Source organism: Stenotrophomonas sp. MMGLT7, assembly GCF_021168555.1.
Lineage (GTDB): Bacteria > Pseudomonadota > Gammaproteobacteria > Xanthomonadales > Xanthomonadaceae > MMGLT7.
In genome coordinates, this window is the sequence record NZ_JAJOZS010000003.1 from 195,664 (window position 1) to 220,997 (window position 25,334).

General features: G+C 70.5%; 17 protein-coding genes. 10 read left to right on the top strand and 7 right to left on the bottom strand.

Going from position 1 to position 25,334, the window contains the following annotated elements; translation table 11 throughout:
- Nucleotides 1-32: 32 nt before the first annotated feature.
- Nucleotides 33-3,356: a TonB-dependent receptor gene (locus tag LRX76_RS05605; protein WP_231802936.1), complete on the bottom strand. Its 3,324-nt coding sequence runs from the start codon at nt 3,354-3,356 to the stop codon at nt 33-35.
- A 228-nt stretch (nt 3,357-3,584) separates the two neighbouring features.
- On the opposite strand from LRX76_RS05605, the gene LRX76_RS05610 reads away from it, so the two are divergent.
- The 4 genes from LRX76_RS05610 to purD all read left to right on the top strand — a co-directional run bounded on the left by LRX76_RS05610 (nt 3,585) and on the right by purD (nt 7,922).
- Complete coding sequence (locus tag LRX76_RS05610) at nt 3,585-4,304, top strand: DUF3426 domain-containing protein (protein ID WP_231802938.1); 720 nt, start codon at nt 3,585-3,587, stop codon at nt 4,302-4,304.
- 97 nt (nt 4,305-4,401) lie between these two features.
- Nucleotides 4,402-4,674, top strand: a complete 273-nt coding sequence (fis, locus tag LRX76_RS05615) for a DNA-binding transcriptional regulator Fis (protein ID WP_231803359.1) — start codon at nt 4,402-4,404, stop codon at nt 4,672-4,674.
- Nucleotides 4,675-4,892: 218 nt separating this feature from the next.
- Nucleotides 4,893-6,476, top strand: coding sequence for a bifunctional phosphoribosylaminoimidazolecarboxamide formyltransferase/IMP cyclohydrolase (gene purH, locus LRX76_RS05620; protein WP_231802940.1), 1,584 nt, complete (start codon nt 4,893-4,895; stop codon nt 6,474-6,476).
- Nucleotides 6,477-6,632: 156 nt separating this feature from the next.
- Nucleotides 6,633-7,922: a phosphoribosylamine--glycine ligase gene (purD, locus tag LRX76_RS05625; protein ID WP_231802942.1), complete on the top strand. Its 1,290-nt coding sequence runs from the start codon at nt 6,633-6,635 to the stop codon at nt 7,920-7,922.
- Nucleotides 7,923-8,095: 173 nt separating this feature from the next.
- On the opposite strand, the gene LRX76_RS05630 is transcribed toward purD, so the two are convergent.
- Together LRX76_RS05630 and LRX76_RS05635 are read right to left on the bottom strand one after the other, a co-directional pair.
- Nucleotides 8,096-9,385: an amidohydrolase gene (locus LRX76_RS05630; protein ID WP_231802944.1), complete on the bottom strand. Its 1,290-nt coding sequence runs from the start codon at nt 9,383-9,385 to the stop codon at nt 8,096-8,098.
- Between the two features lie 175 nt (nt 9,386-9,560).
- On the bottom strand, nt 9,561-10,475 hold the full coding sequence (locus LRX76_RS05635; RefSeq protein WP_231802946.1) for an MBL fold metallo-hydrolase: 915 nt from the start codon (nt 10,473-10,475) through the stop codon (nt 9,561-9,563).
- A gap of 134 nt (nt 10,476-10,609) precedes the next feature.
- Between LRX76_RS05635 and yccS the strand changes: the two genes are divergently transcribed.
- On the top strand, nt 10,610-12,838 hold the full coding sequence (yccS, locus tag LRX76_RS05640; RefSeq protein WP_231802948.1) for a YccS family putative transporter: 2,229 nt from the start codon (nt 10,610-10,612) through the stop codon (nt 12,836-12,838).
- 338 nt (nt 12,839-13,176) lie between these two features.
- On the opposite strand, the gene LRX76_RS05645 is transcribed toward yccS, so the two are convergent.
- A complete protein-coding gene (locus LRX76_RS05645) occupies nt 13,177-14,574 on the bottom strand; it encodes a HAMP domain-containing sensor histidine kinase (RefSeq protein ID WP_231802950.1) in 1,398 nt (465 codons plus the stop codon).
- Nucleotides 14,571-15,284: a response regulator transcription factor gene (locus tag LRX76_RS05650; protein ID WP_231802952.1), complete on the bottom strand. Its 714-nt coding sequence runs from the start codon at nt 15,282-15,284 to the stop codon at nt 14,571-14,573. Before LRX76_RS05650 ends, LRX76_RS05645 begins: the two co-directional genes overlap by 4 nt.
- 126 nt (nt 15,285-15,410) lie before the next feature.
- Here LRX76_RS05650 and LRX76_RS05655 point away from each other — a divergent pair, with 126 nt between their 5' ends.
- The gene (locus LRX76_RS05655; RefSeq protein WP_231802954.1) at nt 15,411-16,952 is read left to right on the top strand and encodes a retropepsin-like aspartic protease; all 1,542 of its coding nucleotides are present in this window, start codon (nt 15,411-15,413) and stop codon (nt 16,950-16,952) included.
- 215 nt (nt 16,953-17,167) lie between these two features.
- Here LRX76_RS05655 and LRX76_RS05660 read toward each other — a convergent pair whose 3' ends face one another.
- Complete coding sequence (locus LRX76_RS05660) at nt 17,168-18,178, bottom strand: Gfo/Idh/MocA family oxidoreductase (RefSeq protein WP_231802956.1); 1,011 nt, start codon at nt 18,176-18,178, stop codon at nt 17,168-17,170.
- 987 nt (nt 18,179-19,165) lie between these two features.
- On the opposite strand from LRX76_RS05660, the gene LRX76_RS05665 reads away from it, so the two are divergent.
- From LRX76_RS05665 to LRX76_RS05675, 3 genes are all read left to right on the top strand, one after another.
- Nucleotides 19,166-20,074: a GRP family sugar transporter gene (locus LRX76_RS05665; RefSeq protein ID WP_231802958.1), complete on the top strand. Its 909-nt coding sequence runs from the start codon at nt 19,166-19,168 to the stop codon at nt 20,072-20,074.
- 48 nt (nt 20,075-20,122) lie between these two features.
- The gene (locus LRX76_RS05670) at nt 20,123-21,139 is read left to right on the top strand and encodes a Gfo/Idh/MocA family oxidoreductase (protein WP_231802960.1); all 1,017 of its coding nucleotides are present in this window, start codon (nt 20,123-20,125) and stop codon (nt 21,137-21,139) included.
- A 65-nt stretch (nt 21,140-21,204) separates the two neighbouring features.
- The gene (locus LRX76_RS05675; protein ID WP_231802962.1) at nt 21,205-22,515 is read left to right on the top strand and encodes a carbohydrate porin; all 1,311 of its coding nucleotides are present in this window, start codon (nt 21,205-21,207) and stop codon (nt 22,513-22,515) included.
- A 277-nt stretch (nt 22,516-22,792) separates the two neighbouring features.
- Here LRX76_RS05675 and LRX76_RS05680 read toward each other — a convergent pair whose 3' ends face one another.
- Nucleotides 22,793-24,007 carry an MFS transporter gene (locus LRX76_RS05680; RefSeq protein ID WP_231802964.1) on the bottom strand — a complete coding sequence of 405 codons (1,215 nt, stop codon included), beginning with the start codon at nt 24,005-24,007 and terminating at the stop codon, nt 22,793-22,795.
- Nucleotides 24,008-24,106: 99 nt separating this feature from the next.
- Here LRX76_RS05680 and LRX76_RS05685 point away from each other — a divergent pair, with 99 nt between their 5' ends.
- Nucleotides 24,107-24,994 carry a LysR family transcriptional regulator gene (locus LRX76_RS05685; RefSeq protein ID WP_231802966.1) on the top strand — a complete coding sequence of 296 codons (888 nt, stop codon included), beginning with the start codon at nt 24,107-24,109 and terminating at the stop codon, nt 24,992-24,994.
- Nucleotides 24,995-25,334: the final 340 nt, after the last annotated feature.

Genomic DNA, 25,334 nt, shown 5'->3' on the forward strand with positions numbered 1-25,334 from the left:
ACGGCGCCGTCCCTGGCGCCGGACCGGGCAGGTCAGAACCGGTAGCTCGCCTTGAGCATGTAGCGGCGGCCCAGGGCGTCGTAGACGAACGGGAACGGGCCGATGTCGTCGGTCAGGTTGATCACCGAGAGGTTGATCCTGGCCCTGTCGGAGATCCGGTAGCCGACGTTGGCGTCCCAGGTGGTGTAGCTGTCGGCGCGCGGGTACTGGCGCGCGTCGGCGATGGCGGTCAGGCTGACCAGCGCCGAACTCTGGTAGTCGGCGTTGACGCCGACGTTCCACTTGCCCAGCTGGTAGCGCGCGCTCCAGCGGTACTGGCGCTTGGGCGCGCTGGTGGTGCCGACCTGCTCCACGATCGGCACGCCCGGCGCCGAGGCGCTGCCCAGCTCCTTGGGGAAGTAGCCGTAGAAGCCCAGGTCGAGGCGGCCGAAGCGCTGCAGGTCCCAGCGGTAGTTCACCTCGCCGGTCCAGCCGCGGAACGCCATGATCGGGCCGTTGCCGTACTCGGTGGCGATGCCGTTGGCCACGCCGGTCAGCGGATTGCGCGAGATCATGCTGCAGAAGCGATTGGCGTTGGCGATGTCGGCCGCGTTGAAGTCCTCGTTGTCGAAGCAGCCCGATACGATGTCGGTCGGGCTCAGCGCGGTGATGACATCGGTGATCTCGATGTCGTACCAGTCCGCCGCCACCCGCAGCCCGTCCAGCCACTGCGGCTGCAGCACGACGCCCGCGGTCCACGACCGGGCCTGCTCGTTGGCCAGGCTGGTGCTGCCGTTGCGGGTCCCCAGCTGGGTCGAGGGACTGGCGGTGAAGGTCGCCGGGTCGACGCCGGGATACGCGGCGAAGAAGGCCTCGCAGTTGCGCCGCCGCACCGCCGGCCGGGTGCCGCCGTCGATGTTGGTCGCGCTGCACAGCTCGGGAATGGCGAAGTAGGCCGGCTGCTCGCTGGTGTAGAGCTCGGAGATCGAGGGCGCGCGGAACGATTCGGTGCGGTTGCCGCGCAGCTGGATGCCGGCGAACGGCTCGTACTGCAGGCCATAGGTGTAGGCGGTGAACCAGCCGTTGACGGTATTGTCCACGCGCCGCACCTTGCCGGTCAGGTCGAGCCGGTGCAGGCCGGGAATGCGCCTGTCCGGGTCGACCAGCGGCGCGATGAACTCGGCGAAGTACTCGTTGGTGGAGAAATCGCCGCTGGCCGCCTGGATCGGCACCGAGCGGCCGAGCCCGAGCCGCTGGTACTCGCTCGGCTCGAACGCCCCCTCCTCCTTGCGGTACTCGAAGCCCACGTTGAAGGCGAACTCGCCCCCCGGCAGGTCGAACAGGCCGCCGGACAGGTTGGCGTTGAACACGGTCTGCCGCATCTCGGCCTTCGCATGCGTCGGCGTGTTGACGTAGGCCAGCGCCTCGGCGCTGGCCACGCCCTCGCCGAACAGGTTCAGCGGACGGCAGTCCGGATCGGCGGTGGTGCCGGCGGCCGTGGCGTCGCAGACGATCTCGCCGGCGGCGTTGCGGGTGACGTTGATCGCGTTGATGAAGTTCTGCTGGACGATGCCGGTGCCGTAGTAGTCGAAGTCGCCGCGGCCGTGGGTGAGGCTGGTTTCCCAGTTGAAGCCGCGCCCGGCCCACTCGAAGTAGCCGTCGAGCCCGGCCACCGCGCGGGTGATGATGCTGCGCGAGCTTGAGTTGTTCATGCTCAGGTCGCGCGAGGAGCGCGACAGGCGGAAATCGGTGATGCCCTGCGCCTGCAGCAGCGCGCGCGCCTGCTCGCTCAGGAACGGGTTGTCGACGTTGAACGGCAGGTTGCCGCTCTGCGCGCCGCTGCCGTCGGCGAACGCCGCGCCGAACGACGAGGCGTTGTAGACGTTCTGGTCGGCCAGTTCCTCTGCCTCGGAACGGAACCACGAGGCCTCGAAGAAGCCGCGGACCTGGTCGGTGAAGTCGAACCTGCCGTTGGCGTAGGCGGACTTGCGCTTGAGGTCCGAGATCAGCTGGGTGGTCTCGTTGAGGTCCATGCCGTCGCCGCCGGACGAGTTGGCGCCGGTGCCGAAGGTGGTGCCCGGATCGAACGGCAGCAGGTTGCCGCTGGCGTCGAAGTGGTACAGCACGTTGTCGGCGCCGAAGCCCAGCGGCTGGCCGCTGGCGTCGCGGTAGTAGTTGCGCGTCACCATCACGCCGGACGGCACCACCAGCCCGCCCCAGGTCATGTTGTTGATGCGGCGGTCGCGGATGTAGACGTTGTTGGGGATGCCGTCGTTGTTGCCGGTGTTGAACGGGATGCCGGGATCGATGCGGCCGTCGCTGGCGGCGTCGCGGCCGGGCTGGAAGCGGTCGATCGTGCTCTGCAGCGGGTTGGTCTGCAGCGAGTAGCCCTTACGGTAGAAATCGCGCTCCAGGCTGTACACGCCGTCGTTGTTGTCGTAGCTGAGCGCGATGGTGACGTTGCCGCGGTCCTGGGCGAAGTTGCTGCCGAGGATCGCCGACCAGTTGTGCCTGTCGTTGTCGCCCTTGCTGGTGCGGCCGAAGCCCAGCTCCACCTCGGCGCCCTCGAAGTCGTTGCGCAGGATGACGTTGCTGACGCCGGAGATGGCGTCGGATCCGTAGGTCGGCGCACCGCCGATGCCGATGGACTCCACGCGCTCGACCATGATGCTGGGGATGGCGTTGAGGTCCACCTGGATGCCGCCGTTGGCCGGCCCGAAGATGGTGGGCGGATTGGAGGTGACGAAGCGGCGTCCGTTGACCAGCGTGAGCATGCGGTTGGAGCCCAGCCCGAAGCGGCTGAGGAAGTTGACGCCGGCGCCGAAGCTGGCCTGGGCGCCGAGGTAGCTGGCGCCGGCACCGAAACTGGGCACGTCGAACAGGACGTCGGCCAGGTTGGTGTAGCCGTAGTCCTCGATGAACTCGCGCGACACCACCGCCGCCGGTTCCAGCGTGTCGAAGCCGGCGCGCGCGATGCGCGAGCCGGTGACCATGATCCTGTCCAGCTCGGCGATCCTCGCACCGGCGTCCGCCGGCGGCGGGGCAGCCGGTTCCTCGCCGGCGAACGACACCTCGGTGCCGCCGGCGGTGCCGACCGCCACCTCCTCGCGCACGCCCACTTCCACGCCATCGCGCCGCAGCGACACGCGATAGCGGCCGCTGGGCAGGTCGGCGGCGCGGTAGCTGCCGTTGCCATCGACCGGCAGCGTGCGGGTCGCGCCGGTATCGGGATTGCGGACGACGATCGTGGTCCCGGGCGCGGCCGTTACCCGGCCGAAGATGCTGCCGTTCGCCGATTGCGCCTGGGCCACCGAGGCCAGGCAACCTGCCAGTGCCACTGCAAGCGCCGCGCGGCGCCAGTTCCTGCGGTTGTACATGGGAATCCCCTGAATCGAGAAAGTGGAGGAAACCGGCGGCGGGCTCGCCGCCGGCCAGGTTAGATTCACTAACCGTTAACAATACTGACCATAATCGGCAAACATTTGCAACACCCGCCCACGGGCCGCCATCCATGTCGCAACCGGCCACACCCGTTGCCGGCCGGCACGCGCGCGGACGAAGTGGTTGAATAGGGCTGCGATCCGAGCCGTATCCCCCCTTTGCCGATGCCCGATTCCCAAGCCCCCCGCGGCCGCTCCCTGGCCTCCCTGCTGCGCCCGGCGTCCGCGCCGGACGCGCAGACGCCGCCAGCCGATGCGCAGGCCGCCGCCGACACCGCGCGTGCCGGCGTCGATGCCGCCGCGTCGCCGCAGCCGCCACTGGAACCTGCACCCGCACTTGCTTCGGCGGCGGCCGGTGCCGGCACTGCCGCGGCGGCGCCCTCGTTCCTGCAGCGCAGCCGTCCGGCGCCGCGCCCGCGTACTCCGGCCTGGCAATGGGCTCTGCTGGCCACCCTGGCGCTGCTGCTGGTGCTGCAGGTGCTGCTGGCCGACCGCGCGCGCCTTGCGGCCGATGCAGGATGGCGACCGATCGTCGCAGCACTGTGCGACGCCTTGGGTTGCCGGCTGCCGCCGTGGCACGAGCCGCAGGCGTTCACCATGCTCGGGCGCGAGGTGCGCCCGGTCCCCGGTGTCACCGGCGTGCTGCAGGTACGCGCGAGCTTCCGCAACGACGCGCGCTGGGCGCAGGCGTGGCCGCAGCTGCAGCTGTCGCTGACCGATGCCGACGGCCGCGTGATCGGCAGCCAGGCCTTCGCGCCGGCCCAGTACCTGGGCGCGGCACCGCCCGCCGACGCACTGCTTGCACCAGGACAGAGCGCCCAGGTGACCTTTCGGGTGCGTGAGCCCTCGGCCGGCACCGAAGCGTTCACGTTCGCCTTCCGCTGAGCGCCGCCGGCGGGATGCAGGCCGCGGATGCACGCGATAGACTCTATCCCCCGCGCCGCCACCCCACCCGTTCCCGGCGCCGCAATCGGGGATGCATTTGAACGCTGCCACCACTCGTCCTGACGCCAGTCGCGGCGCGCCGAAGCCGCCTTTGCGCGAGCACGTCGCCCAATCCGTCCGCCGCTACCTGCGCGACCTGGACGGCTGCGATGCGGACGACGTCTACGAGATCGTGCTGCGCGAGATGGAGATCCCGCTGTTCGTGGAAGTGCTGAACCACTGCGAAGGCAACCAGAGCCGCGCCGCGGCGATACTCGGCATCCACCGCGCCACGCTGCGCAAGAAGCTCAAGGAATACGGGCTCACCTGAGCCCCACGCCCGTAGCGCCGGGCTTGCTCGGCTGCACGGGTGTCCGAAGCCAATGCGGCCGAGCAGGCTCGGCGCTACGGCAATCGCGCCGATCGCGCGTGTCCGCCTGCAGTACCGAGCGCACCCGGGCCGACGCGCTCCGGGCCGGTGCCTCGCAGCCGCCGGCGTGGGCCGGGTCGCTATAATCGCGGGCTCCTTCCGCTTCGCTCCCCTGCCCAATGTCCTCCGACCTGCTGCCCGTGCGCCGGGCCCTGCTGTCCGTTTCCGACAAGACCGGACTGATCGACCTGGCCCGTGCGCTGGCCGCGCGCAACGTCGAACTGCTGTCCACCGGCGGCACCGCCCGCGCGATCCGCGAAGCCGGGCTGCCTGTCAGGGACGTGGCCGACGTCACCGGTTTCCCGGAGATGATGGACGGCCGGGTCAAGACCCTGCACCCGATGGTGCACGGCGGCCTGCTCGGGCGCGCCGGCACCGACGATGCGGTGATGGCCGAGCACGGCATCGCCGCGATCGACCTGCTGGTGCTGAACCTGTACCCGTTCGAGCAGGTCACCGCGCGCGCCGACTGCACGCTGGCCGAGGCGGTGGAGAACATCGACATCGGCGGCCCGGCGATGCTGCGCTCGGCGGCCAAGAACTTCGCGCGGGTGGCGGTGGCCACCTCGCCGGCCCAGTACCCCGGGCTGCTGGCCGAACTGGACGCCAACGACGGGCAGCTGTCGGCGGCCAAGCGCTTCGCCCTGTCGGTGGCCGCGTTCGACCGCGTGGCGCAGTACGACGCGGCGATCAGCAACTACCTGTCGGCAGTGGCCGACGCCTCGGCCGAGGTGCCGGTGCGCACGGAATACCCGGCGCAGATGAACTCCACCTTCGTCAAGGTGATGGACCTGCGCTACGGCGAGAACCCGCACCAGTCCGGCGCCTTCTACCGCGACCTGTACCCGGTGCCGGGCACGCTGGCCACCTTCGAGCAGCTGCAGGGCAAGGAACTGAGCTTCAACAACCTGGCCGACTCGGACGCGGCGTGGGAATGCGTGCGCCAGTTCGACGCCCCGGCCTGCGTCATCGTCAAGCACGCCAACCCGTGCGGCGTGGCGGTGGGCGTGGCCTGCGGCGACGCCTACGAGCTGGCCTACGCCACCGACCCGACCAGCGCCTTCGGCGGCATCATCGCCTTCAACCGCACGCTGGACGCGGCCACCACCCAGGCCATCCTCGACCGCCAGTTCGTCGAGGTGCTGATCGCACCGGACTACGAGGCCGGCGCGCTGGACTACGCGACGAAGAAGGCCAACGTGCGCGTGCTGAAGATCCCGCACGGCGCCGGGCTCAACAACTACGACAGCAAGCGGGTCGGCTCGGGCCTGCTGCTGCAGAGTTCGGACAACCGCGGCATGGCGGCCGGGGAGCTGAAGGTGGTGACCAGGCGCGCGCCCACCGAGGCACAGCTGCGCGACCTGCTGTTCGCCTGGCGCGTGGCCAAGTACGTCAAGTCCAACGCGATCGTCTATGCCAAGGACAACCGCACCATCGGCGTCGGCGCCGGGCAGATGAGCCGGGTGTACTCGGCGCGCATCGCCGGCATCAAGGCGCACGACGCCGGGCTGGTGGTGGAAGGCTCGGTAATGGCCTCCGATGCCTTCTTCCCGTTCCGCGACGGCATCGACGCGGCCGCCGAGGCCGGCATCGCCGCGGTGATCCAGCCCGGCGGCTCGATGCGCGACGGCGAGGTGATCGCCGCGGCCGACGAGCACGGCATCGCGATGGTGTTCACCGGCGTGCGTCACTTCCGGCACTGAGGTGCCGGGAATGGGGAGTGGGGATTGGGGATTCGCAACAGCGCGGTTCCTGACCGCTCCCCACCGCCAGCCCCAGCAACGCGACGCCTCCGTTCTTGCTCTTGCTTTCCTGCTCTTCCCAATCCCAAATCCCCACTCCCCACTCCCGGCTCCCCAATGAAAATACTCGTCATCGGTTCCGGCGGCCGCGAGCACGCCCTGGCCTGGAAGCTGGCACAGTCGCCGCGCGTGTCCGAAGTGATCGTCGCGCCTGGCAACGCCGGCACCGCTACGGAAGACAAATGCCGCAACGTGCCGGTCAAGGTCACCGACATCGGCGGCCTGTTGAAGCTGGCGCAGGACGAGAGCGTGGGGCTGACCGTGGTCGGTCCGGAAGTGCCGCTGGTGGCCGGCGTGGTGGACCGCTTCCGCGCCGCCGGGCTGCGCATCTTCGGGCCCACCGCCGCCGCCGCGCAGCTGGAGGGCAGCAAGGCCTTCGCCAAGGACTTCCTCGCCCGCCACGGCATCCCCACCGCGTTCTACGGCGTGTTCACCGAGGTCGAGCCGGCGCTGGACTACCTGCGCGCGCACGGCGCGCCGATCGTCATCAAGGCCGACGGCCTGGCCGCCGGCAAGGGCGTGATCGTGGCGACGACGCCGGAAGAAGCCGAGGCCGCGGTGCGCGACATGCTCTCGGGCAACGCCTTCGGCGATGCCGGCGCGCGCGTGGTGATCGAGGAGTTCCTCGACGGCGAGGAGGCCAGCTTCATCTCGATGGTCGATGGCGCCACCGCGCTGCCGATGGCCACCAGCCAGGACCACAAGCGCGTCGGCGACGGCGACACCGGCCCCAACACCGGCGGCATGGGCGCGTACTCGCCGGCGCCGGTGGTCACCCCCGAGGTGCATGCGCGGGTGATGCGCGAGGTGGTGGAGCCGACCGTGGCCGGGATGATCGCCGACGGCGTGCCGTTCACCGGCTTCCTCTACGCCGGGCTGATGATCGACAAGGCCGGCGCGCCGAAGGTGATCGAGTTCAACGTGCGCTTCGGCGACCCGGAGACGCAGCCGGTGATGCTGCGGCTGCAGTCGGACCTGGTCGAGCTGGTCGAGGCGGCGATCGACGGCCGCCTGCACGAGACCCAGGCGCAGTGGACGGAGCAGCCTTCGCTGGGCGTGGTGATGGCGGCGCGGCCGTATCCCGAATCGCCGCTCACCGGCGACGTCATCGCCGGCCTGGACGCGGTGCCGGCCGGCGCCAAGGTGTTCCATGCCGGCACCGCGCTGGACGCGGACGGCAACGTGGTCAGCGCCGGCGGCCGCGTGCTGTGCGTGGCGGCGCTGGGCCGCAGCGTGTCGGAGGCGCAGCGCAACGCCTACGCCGGCGTGGCCGCGATCCACTGGGCCAACGAGTTCCACCGCGGCGACATCGGCTGGCGCGCGATCGCGCGCGAGCAGGCGCGGTGAGGCGCTGCAGTTTCCCGGGAGCGCCGTAGGCGCGATGTCAGGGGCGATGTAGGAGCGACTTCAGTCGCGATCGGGCTTTACCGGTAGAGCCCCATCGCGACTGAAGTCGCTCCTACGTCGCTCCTACGTCGTCTCTACACCGCTCCTACATCGTCCCTACATCACCCCCACGACTATCCCTGCCGGCCCTCCAGGTAGTCCAGCGCCACCTGCAGCAGCGCGCGGCTGCCCACTTCCAGCGCCGCCTCGTCCGGGGCGTACTTGGGCGAGTGGTTGATCGGCATCGTCGCCGGGTCCTGGTCCGCCGGGGTGGTGCCGACGAAGAAATAGGCGCCCGGCACCTCGTTGGCGAACTGCGAGAAGTCCTCGGCCACCGTCACCAGCGGCATCTCGACCACGTTGTCGGCGCCGACCGCGCGCTGCAGCGACGGCGTCACCCGCCGCGCCAGTTCCGGATCGTTGATCGTCGCCGGCGCGTTGCCGATCACCTGCAGCTCGGCGCTGCCGCCGCCGGCATGGGCGTAGTCCTCGGCGGTGCGGCGGAAGCGGGCGATCACGTCCTCGCGCACCGCCGGGTCGAAGGTGCGCAGCGTGCCCACCAGCCGCGCCTCGTCGGGGATGATGTTGAAGCGCACGCCGGCGTTGAACTGGCCGGCGGTCAGCACCACCGGGGTGGAGGCGATGTTGACCTGGCGCGCGATCATGCTCTGCGTGCCCAGCAGGATCTGCGCGCCGATGGTGATCGGGTCCACGCCGTCCCACGGCCGCGAGCCGTGGGTCTGGCGCCCGCGCACGGTCAGCGCCCACTCGTCGGCGCTGGCCAGCGACGGCCCGCTGCGGAAGCCGATCTGCCCGGTGTGCAGGCCGGCCCACACGTGCAGGCCGAACACCGCGTCGGGCCTGAAGTCCTTCCACACGCCCTCGTCGAGCATCATCTTCGCGCCGAACGGCGCGCCCGGCTCGGCCGGGCCTTCCTCCGAGGGCTGGAACACGAACATCACCTCGCCCGGCAGGGTGTCGCGGCGCGCGGCCAGCGCCTGCGCCACGCCGAGCAGGATCGCCACGTGCATGTCGTGGCCGCAGGCGTGCATCACCCCGACCGGCTGGCCGCGGTAGGTGGTGGTGGCGGTGGAGGCGAACGGCAGGCCGGTCTCCTCCTTCACCGGAAGCGCGTCCATGTCGGCGCGCAGGGCGATGCGCGGGCCCGGGCGGCCGCCCTTGAGCACCGCGACCACGCCGGTGTGCGCCAGCCCGGTGCGCGGCTTCAGCCCGAGCTTGCGCAGCTCGGCGGCGACCAGCGCGGCGGTGCGCGTCTCCTGCCCGCCAAGCTCGGGATGCTGGTGCAGGTCGCGGCGCCAGGCGGTCATCTGCGACTGCAGCTGGCTCGTCTGCGCCTGCTGCGCCTGCGCGAACAGCGGCGCGGCCAGCAGCCAGGGCAACAGGCAGTAGGTGAGTGCGCGCATCGTCGATGACCTCGTGCAATGGGGACCGGCATGTTAGCGGGATATGCCGCGTCCGCGACGCACTGCCCAGGGCACGCCAGGCCCGGTCGCCGGCGAAGCACCGGCGCCACCGACGCCGTCGCCGCGGCGGATGCCGGCGTCCGCCCCGCGCCGCCCGGTCCGGCGGCACCGGGGCTCAGCGCGCGGCGTCGTCCAGCAGCCCCTGCTTCAGCACGCCCTGCCGCACCAGCCGCGGCTGCACGATGTCGTCGTGGTTGACCAGCATCTGGATGCCCTGCGCCTGCAGCGCGTTGAGCCAGTCGAGCTGGAAGCCGATGGCCACCGGGTCCTCGCCGATGCGCTCGATCTGCGCCCGCGGCTTGAGCCGCTTCTCGTCGATGCCGAGGTAGCTCCAGCTGACGTCGCCGGTGATGATGTACTCGCGCCCGTTCTCCAGTTTCGCGTAGACCATGACCTCGCCGGGCGTGTGGCCCGGCGCCTGCACCAGCGCCACGCCCGGCGCCACCGGCAGCACGTCATGGAAGTCGACCACGGTGAAGTCGTCGCGCTGGCGCGGCTGCATCCGCAGTTCCGGCATCTGCGGCGACTCGACCAGGGTGCGCAGCTGGCGCCCGGTCAGCAGCGTCTTCGGCGCCAGCTGCGCGTAGTGCGGCGAGCGCAGCACGCCGGCGACGTGGTCGCCGTGCTCGTGGGTGATCAGGATCGCGCGCGCGCCCAGCAGCGCCTGCTGGATGCGCGCGTTGGCCTGCGCGTCGTAGGGCTCGTCCTGACCGCGGCCGAAGAAGCGGTGCACCTGCTCGTCCATGCCGGCGTCGACCATGATCCAGCCGTCCGGATACACCAGCTGGTAGGCGGTGCGCGCCTGGATGTAGGGACGCCGGTCGCCGCCTTCCACGGTGGCGGCGAAGGTGCGCGGGCTCTCGGCGAACTTGAGGTAGCGCACCTCCCGCGGCAGCGCGCCGGGCACCGAGCCGGCGGCGACGCGCAGCTTGCGCAGCAGCGCGTCGTCGTACTTCAGCGCCGGCTCGTCGGCGCCGGCCGGCGTGGCGGCGAGCAGCAGCAGCGACAGCAGGATCGACAGGCGTGGCACGGGCTTCTCCTTGCTTCCTTGGACGGCCCCAACGCTACAGCAGCCGCGCGGCCGTGGCATGCCCCGGGCCCCTGCTTCATGTCGTCCCGCACCGGCAGCGGCCATAATGCAGGCCGTTTCCCGACCTGCCGCGCATGATCCAGTTCGAGTCCCGCCTGAGCCGCCTGTGGGCCCACGAGAAGGCCAGCTACGGCCTGCGCGTGTTCATCGCCCTGGCGGCGGCGATGGCGGTGTGCTGGCAGCAGCAGCAGGTCACCGCGGTGCCCTCGGTGTTCCTGGGCATCATCGCCAGCGCCATCGGCGAGACCGACGACAACTGGCTGGGCCGCTGCAAGTCGGTGCTGCTGATGCTGGCGTGCTTCGCCGTCGCCGCCTTCGCGGTGCTGTACCTGTTCCCGTATCCGCTGCCGTTCGTGGCCGGGCTGGCGCTGACCACCTTCGGCCTCACCCTGCTCGGCGCGCTGGGCGAGCGCTATGCCTCCATCGCCCAGGCCACGGTGACGCTGGCGATCTACATGATGATCGGGCTGGACCAGCACGGCGCCAGCGGCAGCCATGCGCCGGCCTGGCACGGCGCGGTGCAGCTGCTGGCCGGCGCGACCTGGTACGGGCTGCTGTCGATCCTGTGGGCGGCGCTGTTCGCCAACCGCCCGGTGCGCGAGGCGCTGGCGCGGCTGTTCGTCGAGCTGGGGCTGTTCCTGCGGCTGAAGGCAGCGCTGTTCGAGCCGGTGCACCAGGCCGACCTGCAGGCCGAGCGGCTGGCGCTGGCCGAGCAGAACGCCCGGGTGGTGGCCGCGCTCAACACCGCCAAGACCGCGATCCTGAGCCGCTTCGGCCGTTCCGGCCGGCCCGGCGTGCAGTCGGGCCTGTACTTCCGCCTGTACTACATGGCGCAGGACTTCCACGAGCGCGCCAGTTCCTCGCACTACCCGTACGAGCAGCTCACCGAGGCGTTCTTCCACAGCGACGTGCTGTACCGCTGCCAGCGCCTGCTCGCCCTGCAGGGCAAGGCCTGCGCCGCGCTGGGCGAGGCGCTGCGGCTGCGGCGCCCGTTCGTGTACGGCGAGACCACGCGCCAGGCGATGGCCGACCTGAGCCAGTCGCTGGAGTTCCTGCGCGCCCGCTCCGATCCGGCGCAGCTGCGCCTGCTCGGCTCGCTGGACCTGCTCGGCAACAACCTGCAGAAGATCGAGCAGCAGCTGTCGGAGGCGGAAAGCTCGGACAGCACGCTGGACAGCATCGACACCCGCCTGCGCGATTCCAATCCGCACACGCTGCGCGAGATGGCGGTGCGCATCGGCCAGCAGTTCACCCCCAAGTCGCTGCTGTTCCGCCATGGCCTGCGCATGGCCATCGCGCTGTCGGTGGGCTACGGGCTGATGAAGCTGGTGCATGCCGACAACGGCTACTGGATCCTGCTGACCACCGCCTTCGTCTGCCGTCCCAACTACGGCGCCACGCGGCTGCGGCTGATCCAGCGCATCGCCGGCACGCTGGTCGGCCTGGGGCTGACCTGGGCGCTGATGCAGCTGTTCCCGACCCAGCAGGTGCAGTTGCTGCTGGCGCTGGCCGCGGCGCTGCTGTTCTTCGTCACCCGCGCCGACCGCTACGTCACCGCCACCGCGGCGATCACGGTGATGGCGCTGCTGTGCTTCAACCTGCTCGGCGACGGCTTCGTGCTGCTGCTGCCGCGGCTGGTCGATACCCTGATCGGCTGCGCCATCGCGGTGGCGGCCTCGTTCCTGATCCTGCCCGACTGGCAGGGCCGGCGGCTCAACCAGGTGGCGGCCAACGTGATCTCCGCCTGCGCCCGCTACCTGGCCGAGGTGCTCTCGCACTACCGCGGCGACCGCCGTGGCCCGCGCGACGACCTGGGCTACCGCGTCGCCCGCCGCGACATGCACAACGCCGACGCGGCGCTGTCGGTGGCGCTGTCGAACATGCTGCGCGAGCCAGGCTACTTCCGCCGCAAGCTCGACGCCGGCTTCCGCTTCCTGGCGCTGTCCAACACCCTGCTGGGCTACCTGTCGGCACTCGGCGCGCACCGCGCGCCGCTGGGCGACCATCCCGACGACGCCCTGGTCGAGCAGGCCGGGCAGGCGCTGAAGCAGGCGCTGGACGACATCGCCGACGCGCTGTCCAGGCGCCGGCCGCTGCCGCAGCGCGACCGCGGGCAGGAGGACGCGCTGGCCGCCCGGCTGGAAGCGATGGCCGAGGACATCGACGAGAAGCACCGGCTGATCCGCACCCAGCTGTTGCTGGTGCTGCGCCTGCTGGCGCCGCTGCGCGCGGCCACCGACGAACTGGTCGGCCCGGACCCGGCGCCGCCGCGGCCGTCCCGCGCCAGTCCCGCGGCGGCCTGAGCGACTCCCAGGTCCACCGCCGCCGTCCAGGGCGCATGCATTCAATGTCGCCAGGAACCTGTTCACGATCTCCCTGCAGGGGCGACTTCGGTCGCGATGGGGCTTTGCCGGGAATGCCCCATCGCGACTGAAGTCGCTCCTACGCCGCTCCTACAGGTGACTCTCGAGCCACGGTGACCAACCGGCATCTGCTGCCTCCATGCCGAGATCGTGAACTGGCTTCATCCGCACGCGGCGGGCCGGGGTCCGCCCCATGCCTGATTGCCTCGCCTCCCGCCTCGCGGAGCCAGCCGTACCGACTGGCGCCCGAAAGACACGCGTCCAGGCGTTTTGCGCGGTCAGACCGAAGCGCCGGGCGGAGCCAGCGGCAGTTCCAGGATCGCCGACAGGCCGCCGCCGGGACGGTTGCGCAATTGCAGCGTGCCGCCGTCGCGCTGCGCGCACTCGCGCGCGATCGCCAGCCCGAGGCCGATGCCCCCGGTGCGGCGGCTGCGCGACTGCTCGCCGCGGTAGAACGGTTCGAACACCGCGTCCAGTTCCCGCTCGGGTATGCCGGGACCGTCGTCGGCGATTTCCAGCACGGCCTTGCCGTCGCGGCAGGCGATGCTCAGCGTCGCCCCGCCGCCGTACTTCACCGCGTTGTCGAGCAGGTTGCCGACCGTCCGCGCGCAGCGGACCGCGCCTGCCATGCAGCGCGGCGAGGGGCCGGCCTGCAGACGTATGCCGGCGTCGTGACCGCGCGTGCGGATGCACTCGGCCACGCACTGGCGCAGGTCCAGCGGCGCGGCGGCCTCGCCCTCGCGCGAGGCCGCCGAATACCCCATCAACTCATCGACCATGCGCTCGATGCGCCGCACGTCGGCGACCATGGCCTGGCGCTGTTCCGCTGCAGCGTCCACCATCTCGATGCGCAGCCGCAGCCCGGTCAACGGCGTGCGCAGGTCGTGGGCGACCGCCAGCAGCATGCGCATGCGCTGTCCGACCTGGGCGAGCAGGCGCGCCTGCATGGCGTTGAGCGCCTCGGCCACCGCGACGATCTCGCGCGGGCCGCGGGCGGGGAAACCCACCTGTGCCACGCCGTCCTGGCCGACCTGGCCGGCGGCGTCTGCCAGCGCCCTGACCGGCCCGGTCAGGCGCCGCGCCACCCACCACACCAGCGGCACCAGCACCAGCAGGCCGCCGAGCAGGAAGGCCAGGCCGCCGGCCCGCCAGCGCAGCAGCCACGACCGGTCCGGCCCCACCACCAGCCAGCCGTCCGGCGTGCGCAGCGCCGCCTCGAACGCCGGCTGCGGCAGCTGCGCGCCGACGTAGACCGCGACCAGCGCGTCGAGCATCCGCGGCGAAAGCGTGGACTCGATGCGAGAGCCGCCGCCATCGCGCAGCGTCACCGCGGTCACCGCCGCGCGGGTGTCGCGCTCGCCGCGGGATGTCCATCGATAGGGGCGTACGCGCACGTCCGCCAGCGGCCGGCCGAGTTCGCGCGCCAGGATCGCCGCCAGTTCCCGGCTGCGCTCGTCCGCAGGGAACGGCGGTTGCGGGCTCAGCCGCCGGCGCAGCCCCAGGTCCTCGGCGCGGGCCTGGTCGCGCAGGCCGGCCAGCGCCTGCGGCACGGTCATCATCGGCAACGGCGGCGGCCACAGCAGCACCGCCGCCATCGCGATCGCCTGCGATGCCAGCACCGCCGCCAGTGCCAGCGCGCAGACCTGCACCAGGATCGGCAGCGGCAACCGCCTCATCGGCCGCGCCCGCCATGGAAGCGGTAGCCGCGGCCGCGCACGGTCTCGATGAGGCCGTCCGCCCCGCGCCCGGCGAGCTTGCGCCGCAGGCGGCTGACGGCCAGGTCCACCGCCCGGTCGAAGCTCTCGGCCACCGGCCCGCGGGTCAGGTCGAGCAGGCGGTCGCGGCTCAGCAGCCGTCCCGGGTGGGCGGCGAAGGCCTCGAGCAGGGCGAACTCGCCCGCCGTCAGCGCCAGCGGCTCGCCGTCCGGGTCGAACAGCCGCTGTTCCTCCGGTTCCAGCCGCCAGCCGTCGAACACGATCGCCCGCCGCGGCGGCGACGGCCGCGTCCTGCCTTCGCGGCGCAGGATCGCGCGCAGGCGGGCAAGCAGCTCGCGCGGCTCGAACGGCTTGGCCAGGTAGTCGTCCGCGCCGGTTTCCAGGCCGACCACGCGGTCCATCGCCGACCCCAGCGCGCTGAGCATCAGCACCGGCGTGCCCGACTGCAGCAGGCGGCGACAGATCGACAGGCCGTCCTCGCCGGGCAGCATCAGGTCCAGCACCACCAGGTCGACCGGCTGCAGCGCCATGAGCCGGTCCAATGCCTGCCCGTCGGCGGCCAGCTCCACCGCATAGCCGTTGCGCGACAGGTAGTCGCCGAGCGCGCAACGCACGCTGTCGTCGTCGTCGACCACCGCCACGCGCGCCGATACGGTCCCGGGCATCTTCATACGGCCAGCTTGTCCGTGTTGCGTATCCGGATTGTGTCGGCAATGCATCGGCGCGACAACGCGCGGACAGCACGCCGATAGCCGCGGCATCCAGGATCGATCCATCCCCACGCTTCCAGGATCGCCATGAACCTACTGCGCCCCCTCGCCACCGCCGCGCTGCTCGCGCTGGCCCCTTTCGCCCATGCCGACGAATCGCTGTGCGATGCCGCGCGGAACGCACTTGCGCAGCCGGCCGCGCCGCACTGCGCGCAGACCGCGCACGGGATCGCCCTGTCCGGCGATGCCGGACAGGCACGGATGCTCGCCTGGCTCGGCGAAGACGGCGCCAAGCGGTTCGCCCGCCACTTCGACCGCGAGCCGGCGCGCTACGCGATCCTGGAGATGGAGCGCGACGAGCTCGACACGCAGCGGGAGCAACGGCTGCGCCAGGCCGGCTTCGCGGTCGTGCTGCAATGGCGCTCCCACGCCCGGTTCGTCGCCGACTACCTGGACTCGATCGCCCGCTCCAGCAAAGCCGCCGCACGCGCCGCGGGCCTGGACGAGGCGCGGGCACGCGAGAAGAGCGAGCAGACCCGGCAATCGCAGCAGGCGAAGCTGACGCCTTACTCCTTGTCGCGCCTGGACGCGAGCATGGTGGCCCACGAACTGGGGCATCGCTGGTACGTGGAAGCCTTCTGGCCCGGGGTTCACAGCGAAGGCCACTACGGCGGCCCGGGACCGGACTGGATGGACGAGACCGCCGCCGTGCTGATGGAGCCCGGCGACACCGCCGAGGAGCGCCGCGGGCAGTTCCGCGACCTCTACCGCGGGCGTGCCGCAGGCTTCTTCGGCAGCTACCGCTACCCGCAGTTGATCGACCTGCCCACCTTCCTCGCCAGCGACCATCCGAACCGGCGGCTGAAACTGCGCGGCGGCGTACATGCCATCGCCTCCCCGCAGGCCGCGCCCGACATCGCCGCGGCCAGCGCCTACTACCTGCAGGCGCGGCTGTTCGCCGACTTCCTGCTCGACCGCAGCGACGGCAAGCCCGTGTTCGCCGCGATCGCCGGAGCGCTTGCGCGCGGGGACGGCTTCGAGCGCTGGCTGGCCGAGGCCGGCAGCGACCACGGCCTGCCTTCCGACGTTCCCGCGCTGACGCGCGACTGGCACGACTGGCTGCATGCGCGCTTCGGTCCGCCCGCGGCATCGGCAGCGGCAGCGGCAGCGGCAATGACGCTGCCCTTCGTTCGCCATGGCACCGGCCACCTCATCGTGCCGGTGCAGATAAACGGGATCGAGACCCGGATGGTCGTCGACACCGGGGCCGGCCGCAGCGTCGTCGATGCAGGCCAACGCGCCCGGCTGGCGCTGCGGGCGGATGCATCGGCGGGTTCCGGCGCCACCGCCACCGCCACCGGGGCCGGCGGCGGTGGCCTGGCCATCGCGACATCGGGCGGGAACGCCCTTTCCGTCGGCGCCGTCTGCGAGGACGGCGTCGCGTTCGGGATCATGGACCTGTCCCACGTGGTTTCCGCGCTGAAGCGGACCGGCGTCGAGGTCTCCGGGGTGCTGGGCAGCGATTTCCTCCACCGCCACGGCGCGGTGATCGACTACGCCCGAAGCGAGATCCGCTTCAGGCGCGCGCCTGCACGCGCTGCCGTCGCCGCTGCCGCTGCTTCGCCATGAGACCGCAGCAGGCGAGCAGACCTTGCGCCCGCCCTGAACGAAGACGCGGAACGCTCATTCTCCCGTCCCTGCGCATCTGCGGATGAGAGGCCGCCTCGCTTCTTCGCCGGAATGCTCCCAACGGGAACGGGACAGTTCGCAAGGCCCGCCGGCATCCTCCCTGTCCCGCCGTGGCCGGCCCGCGTCAGGCGGCGGCGGGCCGGGAAGGGCACTTCCTATTCATACGACACCTTCACCGGCAGGCCGGTATCGAGCGACCGCTGCGCGGCGATGCAGCAGCGCATCGCGTTCAGCGCCTCCTCGCCGGTGCAGACGATCGGCTTGTCGTTCACTACCGAGTCGATGAAGCTCGCCTTCTCGAAGATATATGCCTGCTTGAAGCGATTGAGGTAGTAATCGAGGGGCTTCCTGAGGGAGATCGCCTCGTCGTTGTAAAGCTCGACGGTCGATTCCGTGACGTTCTCGGCCTTCAGCATTCCCTTCTCGCCAAAGACCTCCACCCGTTGATCGTAGCCATAGACGGCCTTCCTGCTTTCGTCGATCAGCCCGAAGCCATCCTTTTCCAGCTTGCACGACGCCGTCAGGGTGTCGATATCGTTCAATTCGGCCAGTCCGGGGTCGATGAGGGTGGTTCCCTGAAGATAGATCTCGGTGATCCGGGATCCTGCCTGGTAGCTGACCATGTCGAAGTCGTGCGCCGCAAAATCCTGGATCAGGCCGCCGGAGTTCCGGATGAAGTCGTAGGGCAGGACAAACGGATCGCGAGCGACCACCCGGACGATGTGCGGCCGTCCGATCTCGCCGGCCTTGACGCGCTCGTGGATATCGCGGAACTGGGGATCGAACCGCCGATTGAAGCCGATCTGCAGCTTGACGCCCTGTTGCCTGACGAAATCGAGCGTCGCCTCGCATTCCTCGATGCTCTCGTCCTTGCCCAGCGGTTTCTCGCAGAAAATATGCTTCTTCGCCGCGGCCGCCTTGCGTATATGCTCGATATGCTGGCCCGATGGCGTGAATATGAAGATGGCCTCGAAGTCCCCGTATCCGAGCAGCGCATCGTAATCGGTGAACGTGTGCTCGACGCCCGACAGGTCGACATGATCGCTCAGTTCGTCCAGGCGGGGATCCGACACCGCGACGATGTCGACGCTGTCCATCTGCTTCAGCTGCGCATAATGCATGGCGCCATTCGTGCCCAAGCCGGCTACTGCACATTTCAGTTTCATCTCAGCCACCTGTCTTGCAGTCAAATGAACTTGCCTGGACACCGGGGCGGGATGTCCTCGAAAGGGGGAGCGTCATCGCGCCAGGCAAGCACCAGGCCGGTGCTGCGCGCCGATGACGGCATCGACTGGGGCGGGAAACGATGCGCCTGGCTGCATCGGGTCGCATCCGGCTGCCGGGCCCGGTTTCCCGGTTCGGGAAAACCCTGAAGCCGGGCTTGGAGGACGCTGGCATCTCGTGTCTCTTATTCCCGGACTGTCGATACCTTTCAACCCATTGTATGCAGCGCCACGCCGGCCGCGTGGCGTTGCGCTTTAATGTCGCGTCGACCGTCGAACGCCCTGATTCCCATCAGGACGACCATGCCTGTCCAGGCATCCCGGATAAACCTGGCGCACCCGGGGACATGACCCGCCCCGGGTGCGCCCCTCGGTCCTACTTCCTGCCAACCGAATCCGGCACCGCCCCTCGACATTATGTGTCACGCGACACTGGGTCGCGTCTGCGCGAGCCATCCGGCAAGGGAATGAGCGCACCGATATCCAGTGCAGCCGTGATCGAACGAGCCGGCAGCTACGCTCCGTCCCGACCACGTACGCGCCGCTCCGCACACGACGGTTCACGGGCGACGCCGGAGCACACCCGCGTAGTCCTCCGTACGCGGTAAAACCCCGAAGAATCGACCCCTGTACGCCGAACCATAATCCGGAAAATCGGTATTCACTCCCGTCATCGGTGCGTTCTGGATTGCGGCAAATGGGGCAGCGAAAACAACCTGGAAAACCAACCGTCCGGCTCAATTACCGGTACTTTCCTGTGCCAGACGGACGCAGGCGGCGCATATTTTAAAAACCCGAATTATTTTCCCAAGAAACCATCACGTCAATGAATACCGTCAAGGACGTCCGCTGCGCATAGGCATCCAATGGCAGCGTAGGCCAGATATACCCGCGCCCCCGTTTTACTCGACTAGTAACGGAGCTTCGCCAATGGCCAGTATCCTCAACATACTGATCGGTCTCATTCCTGCGCTCGGCTGGGGTTCGCAGGGCATCGTGATGCAGAAGATCGGCGGGCGCACCGCCAACAAGACGATGGGCATGGTGCTGGCCACTCTCATCTTCGCGATAGCGGTCCTGCTCCTGCGTCCGGACGCCAGCGGCCCGCTCACCACCACCGTGCTCATGGCCGCGCTGGTCAACGGCATTCCCTGGTCGATCGGCCAGATCCTGCAGATAAAGTCGTTCGAACTGATCGGCGTCTCGCGCGCGATGCCGATCTCCACCGGCACCCAGTTGCTGGGCGCCACCGTGATCGGCGCGTTCTTCTTCCACGAGTGGACGCAGGGGTACCAGTACGGCCTCGGCATCGCCGCCCTGGTGCTGCTGGTCGTCGGCGTGTGGATGACCACCTACCGCGAGGACAAGTCCGATGTCGCCGCCGGCTCCAACATCAAGCTTGGGCTGATCATACTGCTGCTGTCCTCGGCGGCATTCGTCGCCTACGCCACGGCCGGGCGCTTCTTCCGCGTCAGCAGCTACGACCTGCTGCTGCCGCAGGCGGTGGTGATGACGCTGTCCACCCTGATCATCAGCGTGTTCATGTCCTCCCGGGAGGAGGTGTTCGACCGCGAGGTCGGCGTGCTGGGCCGCAAGACCTGGCAGAACCTGGCCACCGGCGCCTGCTTCGCGATCGCCAACTTCACCATACTGATCTCGATCGAGCGCAACGGCGTGGCGGTGGGCTGGACGCTGTCGCAGATGAACGTCATCGTCGCCACGCTCGGCGGCATCCTGATCCTGAAAGAGCGCAAGACCCGCAAGGAGCTCGGCTACGTGCTGGGCGGCCTGGCGCTGGTCGCCATCGGCGGCATCCTGGTCGGTTTCACCAAGAGTTGAGCGGCCCCGCGCTTTTCCCATCATCGAAGAAATGAAGGAGAACAGATCATGTTGAACCTCGGAGTCATCGGCTGCGGTTCCATCGGCCGCGACCACGTCGAGCGTCTCACCACCACCGTGGCCGGCGGCCGCGTCGCCGGCGTGTTCGACGTGGTGCCGGAAGCCTGCCGCAAGGCGGTCGCCGACTTCGGCCTGGACGCGGAGATATTTGCCAGCGCCGAAGCGATGATCGATTCGCCGAAGATCGATGCGCTGGTCGTGTGCTCGAAGAACGACGTCCACCTGGCGCCGCTGCTGCACGCGATCAAGATCGGCAAGAACGTGCTGACCGAGAAACCCCTCACCACCTCGGCGGCCGAAAGCCGGCAGGTGGTGGAGGCCGAACTGGCCGTCGGGCGCCGGTTCGTGCAGGTGGGCTTCAACCGCCGCTTCGACCGCGGCTACCTGCAGCTCAAGGCGATCGCCGATTCCGGCCAGATCGGCGCGCTGCTGCTGGCCAACTGCCGGCACTACAACGCGGCCCCGGCCACGTCCTACTACCGCACCGACGACGTCATACTCGACACCTTCATCCACGAGATCGACGTGATGCACTGGCTGTTCGGCGAGAACTACGCCAGCATCGAGATGAAGCTCGGCAGGCGCAACTCGCTCAATCCCGCGCCCGACCTGGACGAGCCGCAGCTGGCCATCATCGAACTGGCGAGCGGCGCGCTGATCACCGTGGAGATCAACATCAACTGCCAGTACGGCTACGACATCCAGTGCCGCCTGGTCGGCGAGCGCGGGATCGCCAGCCTGCCCGACGTGGCCACCCCGGAGGTGCGCCTGGACGGCAGGATCTACCACGCCATCGACCCCAGCTGGACCTCTCGCTTCGTCGACGCCTACAACAGCGAGTTCCTCGCCTTCATCCACGCCACCGTGGACAAGACGCCGCTGGCCGGGCCGTCGGCCTGGGACGGCTACGTCGCCTCGATCGCAGGCGAAGCCGCCGTGACCAGCCTGCACGAGCGGCGAAAGGTGGACATCGTCATTCCCGACAAGCCCGCGCTGTACGCCTGAGGCGCGCGACGCCCGCGCAACCCCGGCGCCGCCCTTCCCGGGACGGCGCCGGTCGGAGGATTCCCATGAGCACCGGCACGACGCCCATCCTCGGCATCGCCCTGGCCCTGGCCATCGGCGGCCTGCCGATCCCCGTCCACGCCGCCGACGCGGACTCGCCCGTCCTGAGCGGGGACTGGGGCGGCACCCGCACGCGGCTGGAGCAGGACGGCATCGCCTTCCAGCTCGGCTGGACCAACGAGGCCGCGCACAACGCCAGTGGCGGCGAACGCCACCTGACCCGCTCGGCCGGGCAGTTCGTGCTCGGCACCACCCTGGACCTGGAAAGGCTGTGGAACTGGCGCGGCGCCAGCTTCCAGGCCACCGTCAGCAAGCGCTACGGCGAGAACCTCGGCGCCGACGCCGGCATCGGCGCCAGCCAGCTCCTGCAGGAGATCTACGGCCGCGGCCAGACCTGGTGGCTGACCCGGTTCTCGCTCGACCAGGAGCTGTGGGACGGCCGGCTGGCGCTGCGCATCGGCAAGTCGCCGGTAGGCGCGGATTTCGGCTACGACGGCTGCGCCTTCCAGAACCTCACCTTCTGCGGCGCGCCGCCGGGCAACATCGAGGGCCGCTACTGGCTGAACTGGCCGATCGCGCCCTGGGGCCTGCGCGCGCGGCTGGCGACCGGCGACCGGACCTATCTCCAGCTCGGCGTCTACCAGGTCAACTCGCGCTACACCGACGATCGCTGGGCGCGCCGCAACGGCTGGAAGCTCGACAATCCCGGTGGTACCGAGGGCGCCCTGGTCCCGGTCGAGTTCGGCTGGATGCCGCGGCCGCGCGGACTGCCCGGCACCTACAAGCTGGGCGCCTGGATCAACACCGGCGGCGGCCCGGACCTTTACCTGAACAGCGAGCGCCTGCCGCTGGCCGGCGCCGGCGGCGAGCCGCTGCAGCGCAACAACAGCTATGGCGGCTATCTGTCCATCGTCCAGCAGCTTGCCGGCGAGGCCGACGGCAAGGGGCCGCAGCTGTTCTTCAACCTGACCAAGGCCGACCGCGCCACCGCCCGCTTCGACGGCCAGCTCGCCGTCGGCTTGATCTACCAGGGGATCTTCGATCGCCCGCGCGATTCGGCCGGCATCGCCTTCGGCGCCACCGAATCGAGCAGCCTCTACGCCCGCCACGCCCGTGCCTGGAATGCCGCCCACCCGGGCAGCGAACCGCTGGTGCCGGCCGGCGGCTACGAGAAGGTGGTCGAGGTGTTCTACGCCTGGTCGCCGCTGGCCTCGATCCGCGTGCAGCCGAGCCTGCAGTACGTCGCCGATCCCGGCGGTGCCGGCGAGCGGCATAACGCCCTGGTGCTCGGACTGAGAACCAGCGTGGCGTTCTGACCGGCGGCGGCGCCTGCCGCCGCGGATCGAGCAACGCCCGCCCTGGGCGAGGCCGGTCGCCGCCTGCCGCAGTTCGTCGATGCGCCGCCGTTGGCATGGCGGCGACGCCCGATGCGTCGGTGCCGCCGCTGGCGACGGCGTCACGCCCGCGATCATGGACCCGTCCACGCGGTTTCCGCGCTGAAGCGGACGACGCTGGAGTCTCTCCATGGTGCTGGCAGCGATTTCCTCGACCGCCACGGCGCGGTGATCGACTACGCCCGAAGCGAGATCCGCTTCAGGCCCGCGCCTGCACGCCTTCCCGTCGCCGCTGCCGCTGCTTCCCGGTGAGGCCGCAGCAGGCCAGCGTGGCCACCGCCAGCAGCGCGCCGGCGGCGGCCACGCCGTTCCAGCCGGCGATGGCGAAGGCCGCCCCGCCCAGCCACGAGCCCAGCGCACCGCCGATGAAGTAGCAGGTCATGTAGGCCGAGGTGATGCGGTTGCGGGCGGCGGCATCCAGGCGGTAGATCACTCCCTGGTTGGCGATGTGCACCGCCTGCACCGCCACGTCCAGCAGCAGCACGCCGACGATCAGCGCCGCCAGCGAGTGCGCCCCGGCCAGCAGCGCCAGCCACGACGCCAGCAGCATCGCCGCCCCGCCCCAGGTCACCCAGCCGCCGCGGCCACGGTCGACCAGCTTGCCCGACACGCTGGCGGCCAGCGCGCCGGCGGCGCCGATCAGGCCGAACAGGCCGATCTCGCGGGTGCCGTAGCCGTAGCCGGGGCCGGACAGCAGGAACGCCAGCGTGGTCCAGAACACGCTGAAGCCGGCGAAGGTCAGCCCGCCCAGGATCGCCCGCGAGCGCAACTGCGGCTGCTCGCGCAGCAGCGATGCCACCGAGACGATCAGCGCGCCGTAGCGCAGTGCCGGATTGCCGGGATGGCGCGGCAGCGCTCGCCACAGCAGGCCGGCCACCGCCAGCATCAGCGCCGCGGCCACCCAGTAGATCGTGTGCCAGCCGCCGATGCCGGCGAGCAGGCCGGCGGCGGTGCGCGCCAGCAGGATGCCCAGCAGCAGCCCGCTCATCACCGTGCCGATGACGCGGCCGCGCTGTTCCGGCGCGGCCAGGGTGGCGGCGAACGGCACCAGCAGCTGCGCCCCCACCGAGCACAGCCCGGCCAGCAGGGTGCCCGCCAGGAACAGCGCGAAGCCGCTGGACAGGGCACAGACCAGCAGGCCGGCGGCGCTGAGCACGTACAGCGCCACGATCAGCGTGCGCCGCTCCAGGCGGTCGCCCAGCGGCACCAGCAGCAGCAGGCCGGCGGCATAGGCGAGCTGCGCGGTGGTGACCACCGCGCCGGCCTGCCGCGCGCCCAGCCCGAACTCGTCGGCCAGGATCTGCAGCAGCGGCTGCGCATAGTAGTTGCCGGCCACGGCCAGGCCGCAGGCGGCCGCCATCAGCAGCACCAGGCCCTGGCCGAGTCGCGGCGAGGAACCGGAGGAAGAGTCCATGAAATCGAAAGTCCGTCGAAAAGTGCGGCAAGTCTGGGCGTGCCGTTTCGATCCGACAAATGTATTGTTTTCACCCCATCCATCTCGTATCGAGATCGCATGATCAGCCTGCGCCAGCTCGAATTCGCCGTGGCCGTGGCCGAGGAAGGCGGCTTCACCGCGGCTGCCCAGCGCTGCAACACCGTGCAGTCGGCGCTGAGCCACCAGATCGCCCGGGTCGAGCAGGAACTGGGCGCGCGCCTGTTCGTGCGCGGCGCGCGGCGCGTGCGGCCGACCGCCGCCGGCGAGGTGTTCCTGCACAACGCCCGCCAGACCCTGGCCGCGGCGCAGCGGCTGCACGACGAGATGGCCCTGGCGCTGGGCAACGTGCGCGGACGCATCAACCTGGGCCAAATCTCCTCGCTCAACAAGGTCCACGTGCCGGCGCTGCTGGCGCGCTTCCACCAGGCCCACCCGCACGTGGACGTGCACCTGCGCACCGGCATGAGCGAGGTGATGCTGCAGGACGTGGCCGAGGGCCGCCTGCACGCCGCCCTGGTCGGGGTCGGGCCGCAGCAGGCCCTGCCCGAGCAGCGCCTGCTGCTGCACGAGGAGGGCCTGTCGCTGGTGGTGTCGGCGCGCCACCCGCTGGCCGCGCGCCGGCGGGTGGCGCTGGCCGAGCTGGACGATGCGCCGATGGCCAGCCTGAGCGCCGGCTCCGGGGTACGCGGCATCACCGATGCCGCCTTCGCCCGGGCCGGCCTGCGCCAGCGGCTGCAGTACGAGGTCACCCATGCCGAACTGCTACGCCAGCTGGTGGCCGAGAACCTGGGCGTGGCCATCGTCCCGGACAGCATGGCCGCGGCGATGGCCGACGTGGCGGTGATCGCGCTGAAGCAGCGCTTCCGCTTCCTCACCTACGCGATATGGGGCCCCGACCCCACGCCCGCCGCGCGCGCCTTCATCGCGCTGCTGCGCGAGCATGCCGGCGCCAGCGCGCGCGGCTGAGACAGGATCTCCTGGCCGCCCGTGCATGCCTGCACCTGATCCGCATCGAGTACCGGGCGGGCGACCCGCGGCGCAGCCGCTGGACGCGGCGCGGTCGCCGCATCGGTACCGCGCCGCGGTCGTCTCCGCGCGTGCTGCCGGCGGCGCTGGCGGGCGTACGGCCGTCCCCGGCCAGGGATTGCCGCCGGCGGCAGCCTGCACCCCGGCCGAGCGCCCGTGCCCGCCGCCTGCCCGCATCCGATGAATCCCGCGCGAGCGCTGGCGCCGGCAGCGGCCGCGCCACGCGCAGGGCGCGGCTATACTGCGCCCCGCGATCGGCCGCACGGATTCGGGCCTTCGC

Excerpts from the sequence above, each read along its gene's own strand:
- LRX76_RS05605 (WP_231802936.1), bottom strand. The coding sequence starts at position 3,356 with ATGTACAACCGCAGGAACTGGCGCCGCGCGGCGCTTGCAGTGGCACTG.
- LRX76_RS05610 (WP_231802938.1), top strand. The coding sequence starts at position 3,585 with ATGCCCGATTCCCAAGCCCCCCGCGGCCGCTCCCTGGCCTCCCTGCTG.
- purH (WP_231802940.1), top strand. The coding sequence starts at position 4,893 with ATGTCCTCCGACCTGCTGCCCGTGCGCCGGGCCCTGCTGTCCGTTTCC.
- purD (WP_231802942.1), top strand. The coding sequence starts at position 6,633 with ATGAAAATACTCGTCATCGGTTCCGGCGGCCGCGAGCACGCCCTGGCC.
- LRX76_RS05630 (WP_231802944.1), bottom strand. The coding sequence starts at position 9,385 with ATGCGCGCACTCACCTACTGCCTGTTGCCCTGGCTGCTGGCCGCGCCG.
- yccS (WP_231802948.1), top strand. The coding sequence starts at position 10,610 with ATGATCCAGTTCGAGTCCCGCCTGAGCCGCCTGTGGGCCCACGAGAAG.
- LRX76_RS05645 (WP_231802950.1), bottom strand. The coding sequence starts at position 14,574 with ATGAGGCGGTTGCCGCTGCCGATCCTGGTGCAGGTCTGCGCGCTGGCA.
- LRX76_RS05650 (WP_231802952.1), bottom strand. The coding sequence starts at position 15,284 with ATGAAGATGCCCGGGACCGTATCGGCGCGCGTGGCGGTGGTCGACGAC.
- LRX76_RS05655 (WP_231802954.1), top strand. The coding sequence starts at position 15,411 with ATGAACCTACTGCGCCCCCTCGCCACCGCCGCGCTGCTCGCGCTGGCC.
- LRX76_RS05660 (WP_231802956.1), bottom strand. The coding sequence starts at position 18,178 with ATGAAACTGAAATGTGCAGTAGCCGGCTTGGGCACGAATGGCGCCATG.
- LRX76_RS05665 (WP_231802958.1), top strand. The coding sequence starts at position 19,166 with ATGGCCAGTATCCTCAACATACTGATCGGTCTCATTCCTGCGCTCGGC.
- LRX76_RS05670 (WP_231802960.1), top strand. The coding sequence starts at position 20,123 with ATGTTGAACCTCGGAGTCATCGGCTGCGGTTCCATCGGCCGCGACCAC.
- LRX76_RS05675 (WP_231802962.1), top strand. The coding sequence starts at position 21,205 with ATGAGCACCGGCACGACGCCCATCCTCGGCATCGCCCTGGCCCTGGCC.
- LRX76_RS05680 (WP_231802964.1), bottom strand. The coding sequence starts at position 24,007 with ATGGACTCTTCCTCCGGTTCCTCGCCGCGACTCGGCCAGGGCCTGGTG.
- LRX76_RS05685 (WP_231802966.1), top strand. The coding sequence starts at position 24,107 with ATGATCAGCCTGCGCCAGCTCGAATTCGCCGTGGCCGTGGCCGAGGAA.